Source organism: Prauserella shujinwangii, from assembly GCF_003001955.1.
Lineage (GTDB): Bacteria > Actinomycetota > Actinomycetes > Mycobacteriales > Pseudonocardiaceae > Qaidamihabitans > Qaidamihabitans shujinwangii.
On the sequence record NZ_PVNH01000001.1, the window covers coordinates 536,117 to 551,597 of the forward strand.

Below are 15,481 nucleotides of genomic sequence, written 5' to 3' on the forward strand. Positions count from 1 at the left end.
CGGATGATTGGCGCGCCGCCCGAGCGGGTAGGGCTGGGCCATGACGCGGACGGTGACGGAACGTCTCATCGCCGACCACCTGGTGAGCGGCGAACCTGCCCCGGGCAACGAGATCGCCCTGAGGATCGACCAGACCCTCACCCAGGACGCCACCGGCACCCTGGTGATGCAGGAGCTCGAGTCGATGGACCTCGACCGGGCGCGCACCGAGATCAGCGTGCAGTACGTCGACCACAACCTGCTGCAGTCGGACGAGAAGAATGCCGAGGACCACGAGTTTCTCCGGACCGCCTCCCGGCGGTACGGGCTGTGGTTCTCCAAGCCCGGCAACGGGGTGTCGCACCCGACGCACATGCAGCGGTTCGGCGTGCCCGGCAAGACCATGGTCGGGTCCGACTCGCACACGTGTGCCGCCGGTTCCCTCGGCATGCTCGCGATCGGGGTCGGCGGGCTGGAGGCGGCCATGGCGATCGCGGGCCACCCGCTCTACCTGCGCATGCCGGAGGTGTGGGGCGTCCGGCTGACAGGGGAGCTGCCGCCGTGGGTGTCGGCGAAGGACGTCGTGCTGGAGATGCTGCGCAGGCACGGCGTGAAAGGCGGGCTGAACCGCGTCATCGAGTACCACGGGCCCGGGCTGGACTCGCTGTCCGCGATGGACCGGCACGTCGTCGCCAACATGGGCGCGGAGCTCGGCGCCACCACCACGGTGTTCCCCGCGGACGAGGCCGTGCGGCGGTTCCTGCGCGCGGAGGACCGCGAGGACGACTTCGTCGAGGTGTTACCCGGGCCCGACGCGAGCTACGACGTCACCGACGAAATCGATCTGTCCACACTGGAACCGCTGATCGCGAAGCCGTCCTCGCCGGGCAACGTGGTTCCCGTCCGCGAGGTCGCGGGCACCGACGTGGCGCAGGTGGTCATCGGGTCGTCGGCCAACCCGGGGCTGCGGGACTACGCCGTCGCCGCGCACATGGTGCGGGGCAGGCAGACCGACGGTTCCGTGAGTTTCGACGTCAACCCGTCGTCGCGGGAGATCTTCGCCGACCTGACGAAGACGGGCGCCACGTTCGACCTCATCTCCGCGGGCGCGCGCATCCACCAGGCCGGCTGCATGGGCTGCATCGGCATGGGACAGGCGCCCGCGGTGGGGCAGAACTCGCTGCGCACGTTCCCGCGCAACTTCCCGGGCCGCTCCGGCACCAGGGAGGACTCGGTGTGGCTGTGCTCGCCGGAGACGGCCGCCGCGGCCGCGCTGACCGGTGTGATCACCGACCCGAGGGAGCTCGCCGACAGGCTGGGGCTGGACCCGGACGGATTCACCCTGCCCGAACGGGCTTCGGTGAACACGGACATGCTGGTGCCGCCGCCGGAACCGGAGCAGGCGCGGCAGGAGGAGGTGGTCAAGGGTCCGAACATCTCCTCGCTGCCGGATTTCCCGCCGCTGCCCGACCGGCTGGAGGCGCCGGTGCTGCTCAAGGTGCCCGACGACGTGTCCACCGACGAGATCTCCCCCGCGGGGGCGCGGGCGCTGCCGTACCGGTCGAACATCCCGATGCTGGCGGAGTTCACCTTCACCCAGATCGACGAGGCCTACCCGGAACGCGCGCGGAAGGTCGCCGACACGGGGCATTTCGTCGTCGGCGGCGACAACTACGGCCAGGGTTCGTCGCGGGAACACGCCGCGATCGCGCCCCGGCACCTGGGGCTGAAGGCCGTGCTCGCCAAGTCGTTCGCCCGGATCCACTGGCAGAACCTCGCCAACTTCGGGATCCTCGCGCTCGAATTCGCCGACCCCGGTGACTACGACCGGATCGAGCAGGGCGACACGCTGCGGCTCACCGGGCTGCGCGAGGGGCTGCCGGGCGGGCCCGACCTGGTGGTGCGCAACGTGTCCAAGGACGAGGACTACCGGATGCGGCACCGGCTGTCGGAGCGTCAGATCGAGGCCGTGCTCGCGGGTGGCCGGATCCCGTTGCTCGCGCGTTCGTGACGGTGGTGCGCCTGCCGCCAGGCCGACGGCGAGGCGTCGTAGTGGTCGAGGAACGCCTGGCGCAGTGCCTCCGCCGAGCCGAACCCGCAGCGCCGCGCGACGGCGGACAGGGGTAGCGCGGTCGAGGTGAGCAGGCGGGCGGCGGCCTCGGTGCGCACCGCCCGGACGTAGCGGCCGGGCGAGGTCCCGAGGTGCTCCCGGAACAGCCGGGTGAGCTGGCGCTCGCTGATCCTGGCTCGTGCGGCGAGGGCGGGGGTGCCGAGGTCGCCCGCCGGATGGGCGGCGATGTGGCCGGCCAGATCGCGGACCGCCGGATGCTCCGGTGGAGGCGTGGCGAGGAACATGCTGACCTGCGCCTGGTTGCCGGGCCGCTGCAGGTACGTCACGAGGTGGCGGGCGGCCTCCCTGGCGAGGGACGGCCCGTGGTCGTCCTCGACCAGGGCCAGCGTCAGGTCGAGGGCGCTGGTGACACCCGCCGACGTGTAGACGTGGCCGTCGCGGACGAACAGCGGCGCCGGGTCGACCGTCACGGCCGGGTAGCGGGTGGCCAGGCGGCCGGCCCACCGCCAGTGTGTGGTGGCCCGGCGCCCGTCGAGCAGATGCGCCGCGGCGAGGACGGTCGCGCCCGTGCACACGGACGCGACGCGGCGCGAGCGGGCGGCGAGCCTGCGTACGTGCGTGACGAGGCGGACGTCGGCGGCGGCGTCCTCGTGCCCGAGACCGCCCGCGACGAGCAGCGTGTCGAGTGGCCCGCGGATCCGGTCGAGGCGTTCCTGGGCGAGCACGGTGAGCCCGGACGAGCAGCGCACCGGGCCGCCGTCGATCGTGGCGAGCCGCAGGTCGTAGGCGGGGGTGGCGCCGAGCCGGTTGGCGGCGTCGAGGACGTCGGACGGGCACGCGAGGTCGAGCAGCTCGGCGCGGTCGTACCCGACGAGGACGACACGGCGCATGGGGTGACGGTAGCGGAGCGCCGGTCCGGAAGACAGGGATCCCAGGAATCCGGCCATCGCGCCCCACGGGGCCGCGCCGCCGCGCCATCGTGGCCGGCATGACGAAGACGATCGCGTTCGTGCTGTATCCCGGACTCACGCCGCTCGACCTGGTCGGCCCGCTGCAGGCGCTCACGGTGCTCTCGCAGTTGCGGCCGGGCTTCGCGACCATGGTGGTGGGACAGACCCTGGATCCGGTGGCCACCGACACACCGCTGCGCGTGGCCGCCGACCGCTCGTTCGAGGAGGTTCCGGAACCGGACGTGCTGCTCGTGCCCGGCGGGCTGGTGCCGACGATCCGCGCGCTCACCGACCAGCGGCTGCTGGACTACCTGCGGCATGCGGGTGGCCGGGCCGAACAGGTGACGTCGGTGTGCACCGGCTCGCTGCTGCTCGGCGCGGCGGGGCTCCTCGAAGGCCGCCAGGCCACGACGCACTGGGCCTTCCTCGACGCGCTCGCCGCGTTCGGCGCCACCCCACGGCGGAGGCGCTGGGCCGCCGACGGCAACGTGATCACCGCGGCGGGTGTCTCGGCGGGCCTCGACATGGCGCTGCATCTGATCACCCGGCTCGCCGACGAGGACGCCGCGCGGCAGGTGCAGTTCGCCATCGAGTACGACCCGGAGCCACCGCTCGGCGGGCTCAGCTGGCCGGACGCCCCCAGGTCGCTGTGGGACCCGCTCCGCGAGGAGACGCTCCGCCAGGGCCTTGCCGATGCCCCCGACCTGCGGGAACGCCTGCTCAGCGCCATGAGGTGACCTCCCTGCACGGCCGCGTGCGGGGCACGGTACGCTACGGAACATCACCTTCCACGAAGGTGATGGCCGGGCTGTGGCGCAGTTTGGTAGCGCACTTGACTGGGGGTCAAGGGGTCGCAGGTTCAAATCCTGTCAGCCCGACGGTCACGACAGAGGCCCTGACCAGCGTTTTTGCGCCGGTCAGGGCCTCTCGCTGTTCACATATGTTGCGGGGTGAGTGACTAACTGGGTGACTGTGCTGCCCGGGCACGGCGCTCGAAGATGTCGTCCATCGCCGTCGCGGCCTCAACCATCACGGGCCGGATCTGGTGCCGGTAGACCTGCTCGGTGACGGCCGTTCCGCTGTGGCCGCACAGCCGCGCGATGTCCTCGATCGGTACGCGCGCATCCGACAGCAACGAGACGAAGCTGTGCCGCATCTCGCGCGTTGTCGACGGCCACTGCACGGGAGGAGGTGTCTCCAGCACCTTCCCGAGTTCGACCACTTCACCGAGGACGGTCTCACCGGACAACACCGACGCCGGAGCGCCGAAAGTGGACAGTCGTAGCATTGTCGTACGTGCTGAGCGGCGAAAGCGCAACCACCGGTCGGACAGGCCGGTCAGGTCGGGCTGTCGACGGGAAAGGTAACCCGGACGGTGGTGCCCTGCCCTGGCGTGGAGGTGACCCCGGCCGTGCCGCCGTGGGCGGTCACGATGGCCTCGACGATGGCCAGACCCAGGCCCGACGAGCCGCCGCTGTCGCGGCCGCGGCTGGCGTCGGCCCGATACAACCGCTCGAACACGTGTGGCAGGTGCTCCCGCGCGATCCCGTCACCCTCGTCGCGCACCGTGACCACCACCTCCTCGTCCTCGGTGCTGACCGTCACCGTGACGGGTGTGCCGGGTGGGGTGTGTTGCGCCGCGTTGCCGACGAGGTTGCGCAGCACTTGCTGAATGCGGGGCCCGTCGCCGTCGACGACCGCTTTCGCCGCCCCGCGCAGGGTGATGGTCCGGTCGGCGCTGACGATCCGGGCGTCGTCCACCACCTCGCCGGCCAGCGCCACCACGTCCACCGGTCCGCGGTCGAGCGGGCGTGCCGCGTCCAGGTGGGCCAGCAGGGACAGCTCGTCGACGAGCAGCTGCATCCTGCCCACCTCGGCCTGCATGCGTTCCATCGCGTGGTCGAGCTGGTCGGGGTCACGCAGGCCACCCTGGACGTACAGGTCGATCCAGCCGTGCAGGGTCGCGAGCGGGGTGCGCAGCTCGTGGCTGGCGTCGGCGACGAAACTGCGCAACCGTTCCTGGGCCCGCTGCTCGGCGTCGAACGCCTTCTGGACCTTGTCGGTGAGTATGGCGATTTCCGGGCCGGCGAGCAGCGCGATGAGAGCCGGCCGCCACCGGGACGGCCGGGTCACTGCTGCACCGGCCGCAGGCTGTACCCGAAGCCGCGCACGGTCTGGATCAGCGACGGCCCGCCGAAGTCGATCTTGCGGCGCAGGTTGGAGACGAACCGCTCGACCACGCCGGCGTCGCCGCCGAAGTCGTACTGCCAGACATGGTCCAGGATCTGCGCTTTGGAGACCACCCGGCCGGCATTGACCAGCAGGTAACGCAGCAGCCGGAACTCGGTGGGGGACAGCTCGATCGGCCGCCCGCCCCGGGTCACCACGTGCCTGGCCTCGTCCATCTCCAGGTCGCCGCAGCGCAGCACCCCCTCGGGCACCCCCTCCGGCACCCGGCGAGAACGCCGAAGCAACGCCTCAAGCCGCGCGGCGACCTCCACGACGTTGAACGGTTTGGTGAGGTAGTCGTCGCCGCCCATCCGCAGCCCGCGCACCCGGTCGTCCACCTCGTCGCGGGCGGTCAGGAACATCACCGGCACACCGACCTCCCGCGAGCGCAGCAGGTGCAGCAGGTCGAAGCCGTCCGTGCCGGGCAGCATCACGTCCAGCACGATCGCGTCGGGTGGGCTCGTCTCGATCGCGGCCAGGGCGGCCGGCACGTCGCCGACCGCCTCGACCGCGAACCCCGCGAACCGCAGCGCGGACAGCAGCAACTCCCGCAGACCTCGGTCGTCGTCCACCACGAGAATGGTGTCCATGTTCCTCATGACGCCATGCTGGCAGGGGCGCGGCGACGATGCTCGTCATCGGCCCTGGCGAGCCGCGCGCCCTCCACGTCCAGGTTCGGCAGTACCCGGTCGAGCGACCGCGGCAGCCACCAGGCGTGGTGCCCGGCGAGTGCCAGCACCGCGGGCACGAGTGTCATCCGGATCAGGAAGGCGTCCAGCAGGACCCCCACTGCGAGCGCGAAGGCGATGGGCTTCAGCGTCGCGTCACCGCTCGGGATGAAACTCGCGAAGACCGCGGTCATGATCAGGGCGGCCGCCGCGACCACGAGTGCCGACGCCCGGTACCCCCGCACGATCGCGGGTCGCGGGTCGCGGCCGTGGACGTACTCCTCGTGCATGCGGCTGACCAGGAACACCTCGTAGTCCATCGCCAACCCGAACAGCACCGCGATGAGGATGATCGGCAGGAAGCTGATCACCGGCCCGTGGTCGAGACCCCGACCAGGTCGGCGAGCCAGCCCCACTGGAACACCGCGACCACCGCACCCAAAGAGGCACCCAGCGACAGCAGGAAGCCCAGCGCCGCCTTCACCGGCACCACCAGCGACCGGAACGCCAACATCAGCAGCAGGAACGACAGTCCCAGGACGATCAGGGCGAACGGCACGAGTGAATCGCGCAGCAGTTCGGAGATGTCGAGACCGATCGCGGTCGAGCCGGTGACCGCCACATACTCCCCGCCCATGGCCTTCAGGTCGGCCACCACCTGTTCGGTGCGTTCGTCCTGCGGTCCGGTCTCGGGGATCACCGTCAGCAGCGCGTACCGGTCGTCAGCGGACAGCTGCGGACGTCCGACGGCGGCCACTCCGGGCACCGTGCCGAGTCGCTCGGCCAGCGCCGTGGCGGCGGCCTGCCGGTCGGCGTCGGCAGCGCCGTGAGCCGAGTTCGCCAGGTCGGCCAGGACCAGTAGCGGGCCGTTGAAGCCCGGTCCGAACGCGGCCGCGGTCAGGTCGTACGCCTGTCGCTGCGTGCTCGCCACCGGCGCGGAACCGTTGTCGGTGAGCGCGAGCCGCAGCCCCGCCGCCGGTGCGGCCATGACACCGAGCGCCGCGACGACGGCGAGCGTCGTGACCAGTGGCCTGCGGGTGACCAGCCGGACCCAGCGCGCGCCCATCGTGGGCCGGCCGTCTCCGCACTCGCGGCGCCTGACCCGCGAGCCGGGCTTCGGGCGCAGCCGTTCCCCCGCGAAGCCCAGCAGGGCCGGGATCAGGGTGACCGCCACCAGCACCGCGACGACCACGGCGGCGGCCGCGGCCAGTCCCATCGCGGACAGGAAAGGGATACCGACGACGGTCAGCCCGGCCAGGGCGATGACCACGGTGAGGCCGGCGAACACCACGGCGGTGCCGGCCGTGCCGGTCGCCTGGGCCGCGGAGGCGGCCACCGGCATACCGGTCGCCAGCTGCGACCGGTGCCGCGCGACGAGGAACAACGCGTAGTCGATGCCGACCGCGAGGCCGAGCATCAGGGCCAGGGCCGGCGCGGTCGTCGGCAAGGTGAGCAGGCTCGCGGCCGCGGCCAGACCGGTGATGGTGGCGCCGACTCCGAGCAGCGCGGTGAGCAGCGGCAGCCCGGCCGCGACCAGCGAACCGAACGTGATGACGAGGACGGCCAGCGCTATCAGCAACCCCACAGCCTCGGCGCCGCTCTCGCCCTCGCTGGAGGTGTCGGCGTACGCCGACCCGCCGAACTCGACGCGCAGCCCGGCCTCGCGGACCGGTCGGAACACCTCCTCGAGCGCTTCGAGTGAACTCTTCTCCAGCTGGGCACGTTTCTCCTGGTAGGAGACGTACGCCAGGGCGATTCGGCCGTCCGGCGACACCATCCCCGCGGTGAACGGGTCCGCCACCCTGACCACCTGCGGTGCCGCTGCGGCGGCGGTGAGGGTCCGCGCGATGACGGGCCGGTGGTCGGCGACCTGACGGCCCTCGGGCGCGACGAACACCACCTGCGCGGAAGCTCCCGACGAGGCGGGGAACTCCGCGGCGACCGTGTTCAGAACCTGCTGGGCACGCGAGCCGGGGATCGACAGGTCGTCCTCGTACGCGCCGCCCGCGGTACCGGCCAGCGCCCCGAGGGCGAGGAGAACAGCCATCCAAGCCATCAGGACGGTCCGCCGACGCCGGTAGGCCCAGGCGCCGAGCCGGTAAAGCAATGCTGCCATGACGGTGTGTGCTCCTGACGAGATCGTGGATCAAGGGGCTCTCAGCACACCGCCTCGGCCTGACGATCCGGTGCCCGCGAACCTGACGGTTCGCTGAGGGTTGGCTGACAGTCGATCTCCGCGGGTGGTGTCGCCGGCTCGGCGGGTCCTAACGTTCTTCTCGACACGCCACCACACAGTTCGGAGAAGAGAATGCCTGGTCCTACCCGTCGTGGATTCCTCGCTGGCACGGCAGCTCTGGGCGGCGCGGCACTGGTCGGACGTCCAGCGAATGCCGACGTCGCGTCCACAAAGGCCGCATGCGATTCAGCCTTGATCTTGCCGAGTGACGCTCGCTATAACGACCTCGTGTTGCGCCGGACGAGCGAGCGGTTCTTTCCGCGCCCTGACCTCTTCCGGCTGCCCACCACGACCGAGCAGGTCGTGCGGGCGGTGGATGACGCCACGCATGCGGGCAAGAGGATCACTGTCCGAAGTGGTGGGCACTGCTACGAGGACTTCGTCGGCGACGGCGCAGAGGTGATCATCGACCTGTCCGTGATGCGGCGGGTCACGTTTGACCGGCGGCGTAACGCGTTCATGATCGAGGCGGGCGCCACCCTTTGGGAGGTGTTCGAGCGGCTCTATCTCGGCTGGGGTGTCACGATCCCCGGCGGCCAGTGTGGCGGCGTGGCCGCGGGCGGCCACATCCAGGGCGGCGGTTACGGCCCGCTGTCCCGAAAGCTCGGTTCGGTGGTGGACTACCTGTACGCCGTGGAAGTCGTTGTGGTAAACCGTTCCGGACGGGCGCGGGCGATCGTCGCGACCCGCGAGCACAACGATGCGAACCGGGACCTGTGGTGGGCGCACACCGGGGGCGGGGGCGGGAACTTCGGCGTGGTCACCCGGTACTGGATGCGCACGCCCGGCGCCACTGGCAGAGACCCCGCACGGCTGCTGCCGAAGCCGCCCGCCGTGACCCTCGGCGCGACGGTCGGGTGGAGTTGGCGAGACGTCACCGAGGAGTCGTTCCACCGGCTGCTGCGCAACTACGGCGAATGGCACGAGCGCAACAGCGCACCAGATTCGCCCTATGCCAGCCTCTTCAGCCCGATGCTGATCACCCGGCGCAACACCGGTGCCGACCCCGGCGGGTTCATCATGGTGCCCGCCCTGGACGGAACCCTGCCCAACGCCGAACAGCTGCTACGCGACTACCTCGCGGAGGTCACCGAGGGGATCCGGGGAACGATCACGATCGAGCCGCCCCACCGGTTGCCGTGGCTGGCGGCCGTGGAGGCCGGCTCACTCAGCCAGGCCGACGAGTCCGGAACGTTCAAAGCGAAAGCGGCCTACCTGCGGAAACGGTTCACCGACGAGCAGATCAGGACCGCCTATACCTACCTGACCAGCACGGACCACAACAACGAGCGCGCGGTGCTGATCTTGCTGTCCTATGGCGGCAAGGTCAACACCGTGGCGCCGGACGCGACCGCCTTGCCCCAGCGGGACAGCATCATGAAAGCGATCTACACCGTCACCTGGACCGACCCCGACCGCGAGCAGGCGAACCTGGACTGGATCCGGCGCTGGTACAGCGCGATGTACTCCGACACCGGAGGCGTGCCGGTCCCGAACGGCGTGAACGACGGCTCCTACATCAACTACCCGGACATCGACACCACCGATCCGACGTGGAACAAGTCCGGAGTCGCGTGGCACACCCTGTACTACAAGGACAACTACCGGAAGCTCCAGCAGGTCAAGGCGCGCTGGGACCCGCATGACCTGTTCCACCACGCCATGTCGATCACGTTGCCGGGAACTGTCTGATCCACGGTGGGTCTGATCTTGGTCTGACACGCCGAGCGTGAGCTTGGCGGGAAGGATCGATCATGAGCGAAACACTGGACGCCGCGACCGAGGAGATGGATCCGCAGCAGCTGGCCGAGCGCCTGCTGGCGCAGGCCAAGGAGCAAGGGATCTGGTGGGCCCGAACGGGCTGCTGAATCGGCTGACGAAGAACGTGGTCGAGACCGCGCTGGAAGCGGAGATGACCGAGCACCTGGGGCCTGTATCGAAGTCCTCTGAGGTGGGTTGGTCTGATGGCGCTGCCGGGTGTGTTGGTGATGGAGAGGGCGAGGTCTCCGGTAGAGGGGTTCATCGACCAAGAAGAACCTGGAGACCACCGGAGACCTCGTGGACACCCTAGCGGTGACGAGGCGGTTCGACCTGACTGACGCGCAGTGGCAGGTGCTGGAGCCGTTGCTGCCCCAGCCGAGGCGATCAGGGCGGCCGTCGTTGTGGAGTAAACGGCAGTTGATAGACGGGATCCGATGGCGGGTGCGCACCGGTGCACCGTGGCGGGACATGCCCGTCGTCTATGCGTCGTGGGCGGCGGCGTATGCGCTGTTCCGGCGTTGGCAGCGGGCCGGGGTCTGGCAGGGGATGCTGTCCGCGCTGCAGGCTGTGCCCGAGGCGGCCGGGCGGATCACCTGGGATGTCAGCGTGGACTCCACGATCGCGCGGGCGCACCAGCACGCGGCGGGCGCGCGGAAACGGGGGGTCTGCAGCACGAGCCGCCGGGCGGTGTCACTGCCGAACCGGCTGACCACGCGCTCGGCCGGTCCCGCGGCGGGCTGACCACCAAACTGCACCTGGGCTGCGAACAGGGGCAGAAGCCGTTGTCGATCGTGCTGACCGCCGGGCAGTGGGGCGACAGCCCGCAGTTCATCCCGGTCCTGCGAGGTATCCGGGTGCCACGCCCGGCGGGTGGCCGGCCCCGCACCCGCCCGGACCGGCTGCGGCTGGCCCTGTGTGTTGTGGAGGACGGCTGGCCCGTGCGCCGCGGCCGAGCGGTTCCACGTCGCCAGCACGACCGCGGCCCGCTGGGCCGGCCGGTACCGCCACGGCGGCGAGCAGGCAATGGACGATCGCTCCAGCCGTCCGCACCACAGTCCGGTCGGGGTCAGCGCAGCGTTACGGTGGACCACCAGAGGGCCTCCTCGGATCGGCGTGTGTTCGTGGTGATCCATACCGAACCCGGAGGTCCTCACCCATATCAAGATCATCAACCGCGTGCCGACCCGTCACACTGACGCGGCCAACTGCCGGGTCAAGCGCGCTCCAGCGCGGCCGCCCATGGCCAACGCGACCGCGGACAACACCTGCTGCACCATCGTGGTGCGGCGGGCGTAGCGGCCGGCCGGCTCCGGCAGCTGCTCCGGAGCGAGCCAGAACCCGGGCCATCACGGAAACCGTGCCAGAACCAGTTTGAGCCGCCGTTGACCATCCACGGCGATCACGGCGCCCAATTCACCTCCTCGGCAACGCGGTCATCGACTCCTCCCGGGCCGCATGCAGACCGCGCTACCCGGCCGCCAGCGCTGGCGCACCCGCGTCGAGTCAGCCAATGCGGTCTTCGAGGACATCGAAGGCTTCCACAACCGCCTTCGTAGCCATTTCGCTTTGGACTGGATGAGCCCGTACAGTTCGAAACCATCGATCACCCGCCGTACCCGATCTCCTCGTCGGCGAGTCCGTGAAACGGGGTCAACCTCAGCCATGGACCCCATACCGCAAAGGGCCAAAGAAAACGTTATCGACGGCGAACCAGCCGAGTCCACCGTCATCGAGGTGATCCACCCGAATGTCACAGAGATGCGTTCGGTGAGCTTCTCTACCCGTAGTGCGGCCGGAGCAGTGAACTGCAACAGAAGGGCGCATCCGTATGCCTTGTTCGGCAGCATGCGTACTGCGTGTGGCCTACCGCGTCAACAGGGGTATCGCGCCGCGCGAGCCTCCACGTCTCCATCGGGTTCCGGTGGACGGCACGTGCGGCCAATCCACTTCTGTTGCTGGGCGTGCGCGAGGATACATGGCCCCCTTCTATCGATCAAGAATGCGTGCCAGGATTGGCCTGCGTCAATTGAACGTGTCTTGTAGCCTGTGCGGACACTCTTTCTGGGGTTGCGGCTAGCGAAATGCGGTGACACCTGAATGCGCCGCAGTGCCACTGGGGGATGATGACTATTTCTGGGGAGCAAAATTGAAGTTTCGAAAATTGGTCGCCGTTGTGGCGGGTTGCGCGGCGGCCGTGACGCTGGCCTCCGCGCCGGTCGTGTCCGCTCAGGGTGACGATCGAAGTAACCGGCAGGATCACGTCACCCGCAAGACGGTCCTCGCGGATCCCCAGCCGGTGAAGAACCCGCAACGCGTCCTGGACAAGGACGCGTTCTTCACCCCCATCGAACCGTAGCTCGTGGTGTGGGGATGCGGTGTGCCACAGCGCGCCCTCACCCACCCGCTCGCGAGGAGGCAGGTCGTGCCCCCTACCAAGCTGAACGAACAGCAAGCCGAAGTGGCCGTGAACCGGCGCCTCCTCGGCCTTTTCGGCACCGCGGCCCTCACCGAACCCAACCCCGACCCACCCAGGCACGCCGGACACCGGGTCAGCACCAGCCACGGCAAGGTACTCCCGGAAGCCGACGAAGACGCCATCACCGCCACACTCCGCCTGGAAGCTTGGCACCAACCCGCACCATCCGACGAGACCTGGCCCCGCACCACCACCGTCCCCATCGAACTGACCTCCGGCAAGCTCAACGTGGACGAGATCGAACAAGGCACCCGTCCACTCGACTTCCGACTACCCACCTCAGGCCGGTGGGAAGCGCGACTCTCCTGGCCCACCGGCAACCTCGAACGCGCCACCGTCCTCGTCCAGTTCCGGTCCCCGCCCACACACCGGCAACACCCACCCACAGGTGACCGGTTCCTACGCCACGGCGATGGACGAGCCGACCCGGCACGATTCCGCCGCAAGCACCACAGGGACGGCTACACCCTCAACCCGGCACTCACCACCCGGGCACCGGGGACATCGCCGCCGTGCACCTCAGCATTCACGGCGTAAACAGCAACAGAGCGGATCCCGTGCTCGACAGAAACGAACGTCCGCATACGGCTCCCACCAACCGGGGCCGCGCCCGGCGATCGGGTGAGCACGACGGTTCGGACCACTCGTCACGTGATCCCTCGCCCCGGCGGCGCGACCGGACCCAGTACAGGTTTGGAGGGCAATGTCTTGGAGGGCAATGTACTGCAGGGACGTTCCCACGTTCAGGGACACGCTTCGGACTGCACGTCGAGCGCGGATGTCGCTACGCGAATTGGCCAGGCGCACCCACTACAGCCACAGCTACCTCTCGAAGGTAGAGAACGGTGTCAAGTCGCCGACCGCGGAGTTGGCTCGACGATGCGACCACGCGCTGGGGATGGGAGGTGCGCTGATGGAGGCGGCGCGCAGAGAGCTCCCCGGCACGGTCACGGAACCGCAACCGTGGCCGAGGCCAATGCAGCTACCGGCCGGGCCCGTGGTGTTCGTCGGGCGATCCGCGGAGCTGGCCCGAATGGATCGGTTACTCACCGAGCGCGAGATCCCCGCAGGGTCAGTGCCGATTCTCACTGTCGAGGGGCCCGCCGGCGTTGGCAAGACCGCGCTGGCGTTGCGGTGGGCCCGCCAGCATCTGGACGATTTCGACGATGGGGCGTTGTTCGCGGACCTGCACGGCAGTGACGCCACGCGGCACCCGACCGATCCCGGTGAGGTACTCGATGGGTTCCTCCGTGCGCTGGGCGTGCGGCCCGATCGGATTCCGGACAACACCGAGCAACGCGAATCGCTGTTCCGTTCCGCGCTCGCCGGTCGGCGCATGCTCGTGGTGCTGGACGACGTGGCCAGCTCGGACCAGGTCAACCCGGTGCTGCCGGGATCGGCCGATTGCCACGTGCTGGTCACCTCCCGGCGGCGGTTGACCGGGCTGACCGTCGTCTCCGACGCCGTGTCGCTCACACTCGGCCAGCTCGGCCGTGGCGAGTCCATCGACCTCATGACCGCGATTATCGGCGAGCAACGTGCGGCACAGGACCCCGCAGCGGTCGCGGCGATCATACGCCGGTGCTCCCGGCTTCCCCTGGACCTCCGTGTTGTGGCCGAGCACATCACGGCGCTGCCACAGACTCCACTCGCTGCGTTCGTCGACGAGTGGACCGCTGTCAACCAGCGGTTCCCGAACAGTCAACGAGGTCACCAGAACAAGCTGACCGAATGACTCGGATAATGGAGGTGAGGATCTGGTGTCCTGGCGAGGGCTATCCGCAGGGCAACTGGACCGGGGTCCACCCGGCTGGGGCGGGGGAGAAGGGGGATGGTGTCGGTGGAACATGAGAATGTGACGGAGTCGTCGGATCGGCGGCCTTTCATCCGCGCTGGGGACAGTACGGCGGCTTCCCTCAGTCCCCGGCAGGTCCAGATACTCACGCTGGTCGCTGCCGGGCTGTCCAACAAAGAGATCGCGCGCAAGCTTCGCATCTCGCCGAAAACCGTGGAATCGCACCTGCAGCGGCTGTACGACCGCCACGGTGTTCGGCGGCGTGCCGCGCTGGTGGCGCAGTGGATGGCCAGCACCGCATGAGTTCAGCCGTGGGCGCACGGGCTGGTCGTGCTGAAGAGGTAGTTCCGGTGCTGTGGGGTGACTTCCCGGACTGCTCGCCATCCGCCGTGCTGCCAGGCGAACATCCGGTAGCCGAAGCCGGTCAGCCAGTCCATCAGCGCAGCGGGGGTGTGCCCGAAGCGTCGCACGTGCCGCTCCTCGATTTCCAGTAGGAGGCGGGGGCGCGCACGTGTGATGAGCTCGTGTCCCCCGCGCAACACGTCCCATTCAGCACCTTCCACGTCTGCCTTGATGAAGTCCACGTGGTGTAGGCCCAACCGGTCGCAGAACCGGTCCAACCGCTCGGCTGGCACGGTGACCTCGACGTGGCCGCCGAACTCCTCGTTGGAGCCGAGGCCAAGGGTGCCCCGCGTGATGAAGGACCTGCCGGTGACCAGCCGGCCCTTTCGCATCGGCACGCTCATCGAGAGCGTGTCGTCGGTCGAAGCCAGCGCGATCCCATGCTTGTGGACAGTTGGTCCGCTGCGGAGCCCGAGCAGCGCCGACGGCGTGGCGTGGGCGAACAGAAGCGGCTCGATGCTGTGCACAGCGCCGCGCGGACCAACCAAGGCAGCCAGTTCTGCCGTGTATATGCCCATGGCGGCGCCGACATCGAGGCACACGTCGCCGGGACGGACCACCTGCTGAAGTCCGAGGAGTTCGTCTTCCACCCACGGAGTCATTCGCGCCAGTGAGCGGACAGCCAGCCGAACCGCCGTGGCACGTATTCCCTGGCCGCGGTCGGCAGGGAACTCGACCCTCGCGTCAGCCCGCTCGGTGGTCCTCCTGCGCAAGTCGACCATCATCGCTTTCCTTACGGCCGGGACGAATCGTTCCTCACCCTCGAGGCTATGGACGGTCACGGTTCCGGTCGTCACTCCTTGGCGCTGAACATGGGGAGTCCGTGCGGGGCACGTGGCTCGCACGGATGGCTCTCGGGAGCTACGCCGCTGGCCCGCTCGAGGGACGCGCCGTCCCCACCAGAGGCCTACCGT

At 69.4% G+C, this 15,481-nt stretch carries 15 protein-coding genes, 1 tRNA gene and 3 pseudogenes; 12 read left to right on the forward strand and 7 right to left on the reverse strand.

The genetic code is table 11. The features are described from left to right. Nucleotides 1-40 precede the first annotated feature (40 nt). Nucleotides 41-1,990, forward strand: coding sequence for an aconitate hydratase (locus B0I33_RS02510; RefSeq protein ID WP_106176825.1), 1,950 nt, complete (start codon nt 41-43; stop codon nt 1,988-1,990). Here B0I33_RS02510 and B0I33_RS02515 read toward each other — a convergent pair. Then, nucleotides 1,936-2,940 carry a GlxA family transcriptional regulator gene (locus tag B0I33_RS02515; protein ID WP_106176826.1) on the reverse strand — a complete coding sequence of 335 codons (1,005 nt, stop codon included), beginning with the start codon at nt 2,938-2,940 and terminating at the stop codon, nt 1,936-1,938. The genes B0I33_RS02510 and B0I33_RS02515 overlap by 55 nt on opposite strands. A gap of 98 nt (nt 2,941-3,038) precedes the next feature. On the opposite strand from B0I33_RS02515, the gene B0I33_RS02520 reads away from it, so the two are divergent. Continuing rightward, complete coding sequence (locus B0I33_RS02520) at nt 3,039-3,737, forward strand: DJ-1/PfpI family protein (protein ID WP_106176827.1); 699 nt, start codon at nt 3,039-3,041, stop codon at nt 3,735-3,737. Between the two features lie 67 nt (nt 3,738-3,804). Further along, a tRNA-Pro gene (locus tag B0I33_RS02525) sits at nt 3,805-3,878 on the forward strand. A gap of 80 nt (nt 3,879-3,958) precedes the next feature. Here the strand turns inward: B0I33_RS02525 and B0I33_RS30305 are convergent. The 5 genes from B0I33_RS30305 to B0I33_RS02545 are packed head-to-tail and all read right to left on the reverse strand — an operon-like array spanning nt 3,959 to nt 8,013. Then, nucleotides 3,959-4,288: a site-specific integrase gene (locus B0I33_RS30305; protein ID WP_245900396.1), complete on the reverse strand. Its 330-nt coding sequence runs from the start codon at nt 4,286-4,288 to the stop codon at nt 3,959-3,961. Between the two features lie 50 nt (nt 4,289-4,338). Further along, on the reverse strand, nt 4,339-5,133 hold the full coding sequence (locus tag B0I33_RS02535; protein WP_106176828.1) for a sensor histidine kinase: 795 nt from the start codon (nt 5,131-5,133) through the stop codon (nt 4,339-4,341). Continuing rightward, nucleotides 5,130-5,828, reverse strand: a complete 699-nt coding sequence (locus B0I33_RS02540; RefSeq protein ID WP_106176829.1) for a response regulator transcription factor — start codon at nt 5,826-5,828, stop codon at nt 5,130-5,132. Before B0I33_RS02540 ends, B0I33_RS02535 begins: the two co-directional genes overlap by 4 nt. After that, complete coding sequence (locus tag B0I33_RS30770) at nt 5,825-6,268, reverse strand: MMPL family transporter (protein ID WP_342750044.1); 444 nt, start codon at nt 6,266-6,268, stop codon at nt 5,825-5,827. The genes B0I33_RS02540 and B0I33_RS30770 overlap by 4 nt, the downstream gene beginning before the upstream one ends. Beyond that, a complete protein-coding gene (locus B0I33_RS02545; RefSeq protein WP_342750045.1) occupies nt 6,265-8,013 on the reverse strand; it encodes an MMPL family transporter in 1,749 nt (582 codons plus the stop codon). Before B0I33_RS02545 ends, B0I33_RS30770 begins: the two co-directional genes overlap by 4 nt. A 192-nt stretch (nt 8,014-8,205) precedes the next feature. Between B0I33_RS02545 and B0I33_RS02550 the strand changes: the two genes are divergently transcribed. From B0I33_RS02550 to B0I33_RS30655, 9 genes and pseudogenes are all read left to right on the forward strand, one after another. Continuing rightward, the gene (locus B0I33_RS02550; protein ID WP_106176830.1) at nt 8,206-9,825 is read left to right on the forward strand and encodes an FAD-binding oxidoreductase; all 1,620 of its coding nucleotides are present in this window, start codon (nt 8,206-8,208) and stop codon (nt 9,823-9,825) included. A gap of 62 nt (nt 9,826-9,887) precedes the next feature. Then, nucleotides 9,888-10,063, forward strand: a pseudogene (locus B0I33_RS30780) (IS256 family transposase); the annotation flags it as partial. 182 nt (nt 10,064-10,245) lie between these two features. Next, nucleotides 10,246-10,635, forward strand: coding sequence for a transposase (locus B0I33_RS30150; RefSeq protein ID WP_245900419.1), 390 nt, complete (start codon nt 10,246-10,248; stop codon nt 10,633-10,635). Between the two features lie 113 nt (nt 10,636-10,748). Next, nucleotides 10,749-11,004: pseudogene (locus B0I33_RS29830) on the forward strand (helix-turn-helix domain-containing protein); the annotation flags it as partial. Between the two features lie 976 nt (nt 11,005-11,980). Next, the gene (locus B0I33_RS02565) at nt 11,981-12,250 is read left to right on the forward strand and encodes a hypothetical protein (RefSeq protein ID WP_146147436.1); all 270 of its coding nucleotides are present in this window, start codon (nt 11,981-11,983) and stop codon (nt 12,248-12,250) included. Nucleotides 12,251-12,316: 66 nt separating this feature from the next. Continuing rightward, complete coding sequence (locus B0I33_RS02570; protein WP_146147437.1) at nt 12,317-12,907, forward strand: hypothetical protein; 591 nt, start codon at nt 12,317-12,319, stop codon at nt 12,905-12,907. 181 nt (nt 12,908-13,088) lie between these two features. After that, nucleotides 13,089-13,280 (forward strand): annotated as a pseudogene (locus tag B0I33_RS30850) (helix-turn-helix domain-containing protein); the annotation flags it as partial. A gap of 3 nt (nt 13,281-13,283) precedes the next feature. Further along, nucleotides 13,284-14,105 carry an NB-ARC domain-containing protein gene (locus B0I33_RS02575; RefSeq protein WP_245900397.1) on the forward strand — a complete coding sequence of 274 codons (822 nt, stop codon included), beginning with the start codon at nt 13,284-13,286 and terminating at the stop codon, nt 14,103-14,105. A gap of 96 nt (nt 14,106-14,201) precedes the next feature. After that, nucleotides 14,202-14,468, forward strand: a complete 267-nt coding sequence (locus B0I33_RS30655; protein ID WP_106176834.1) for a response regulator transcription factor — start codon at nt 14,202-14,204, stop codon at nt 14,466-14,468. Between the two features lie 2 nt (nt 14,469-14,470). On the opposite strand, the gene B0I33_RS02585 is transcribed toward B0I33_RS30655, so the two are convergent. Beyond that, nucleotides 14,471-15,157 (reverse strand): FkbM family methyltransferase, encoded by a 687-nt coding sequence (locus B0I33_RS02585; RefSeq protein ID WP_219927112.1) that lies wholly within the window; start codon nt 15,155-15,157, stop codon nt 14,471-14,473. Nucleotides 15,158-15,481: the final 324 nt, after the last annotated feature.

What these genes read in the sequence shown, in the direction of transcription:
- B0I33_RS02540 (WP_106176829.1), bottom strand. Translation starts at nt 5,828, where the DNA reads ATGAGGAACATGGACACCATTCTCGTGGTGGACGACGACCGAGGTCTG.
- B0I33_RS02545 (WP_342750045.1), bottom strand. Translation starts at nt 8,013, where the DNA reads ATGGCAGCATTGCTTTACCGGCTCGGCGCCTGGGCCTACCGGCGTCGG.
- B0I33_RS02550 (WP_106176830.1), top strand. Translation starts at nt 8,206, where the DNA reads ATGCCTGGTCCTACCCGTCGTGGATTCCTCGCTGGCACGGCAGCTCTG.
- B0I33_RS30655 (WP_106176834.1), top strand. Translation starts at nt 14,202, where the DNA reads ATGGTGTCGGTGGAACATGAGAATGTGACGGAGTCGTCGGATCGGCGG.
- B0I33_RS02575 (WP_245900397.1), top strand. Translation starts at nt 13,284, where the DNA reads ATGGAGGCGGCGCGCAGAGAGCTCCCCGGCACGGTCACGGAACCGCAA.
- B0I33_RS02510 (WP_106176825.1), top strand. Translation starts at nt 41, where the DNA reads ATGACGCGGACGGTGACGGAACGTCTCATCGCCGACCACCTGGTGAGC.
- B0I33_RS02520 (WP_106176827.1), top strand. Translation starts at nt 3,039, where the DNA reads ATGACGAAGACGATCGCGTTCGTGCTGTATCCCGGACTCACGCCGCTC.
- B0I33_RS02515 (WP_106176826.1), bottom strand. Translation starts at nt 2,940, where the DNA reads ATGCGCCGTGTCGTCCTCGTCGGGTACGACCGCGCCGAGCTGCTCGAC.
- B0I33_RS30305 (WP_245900396.1), bottom strand. Translation starts at nt 4,288, where the DNA reads ATGCTACGACTGTCCACTTTCGGCGCTCCGGCGTCGGTGTTGTCCGGT.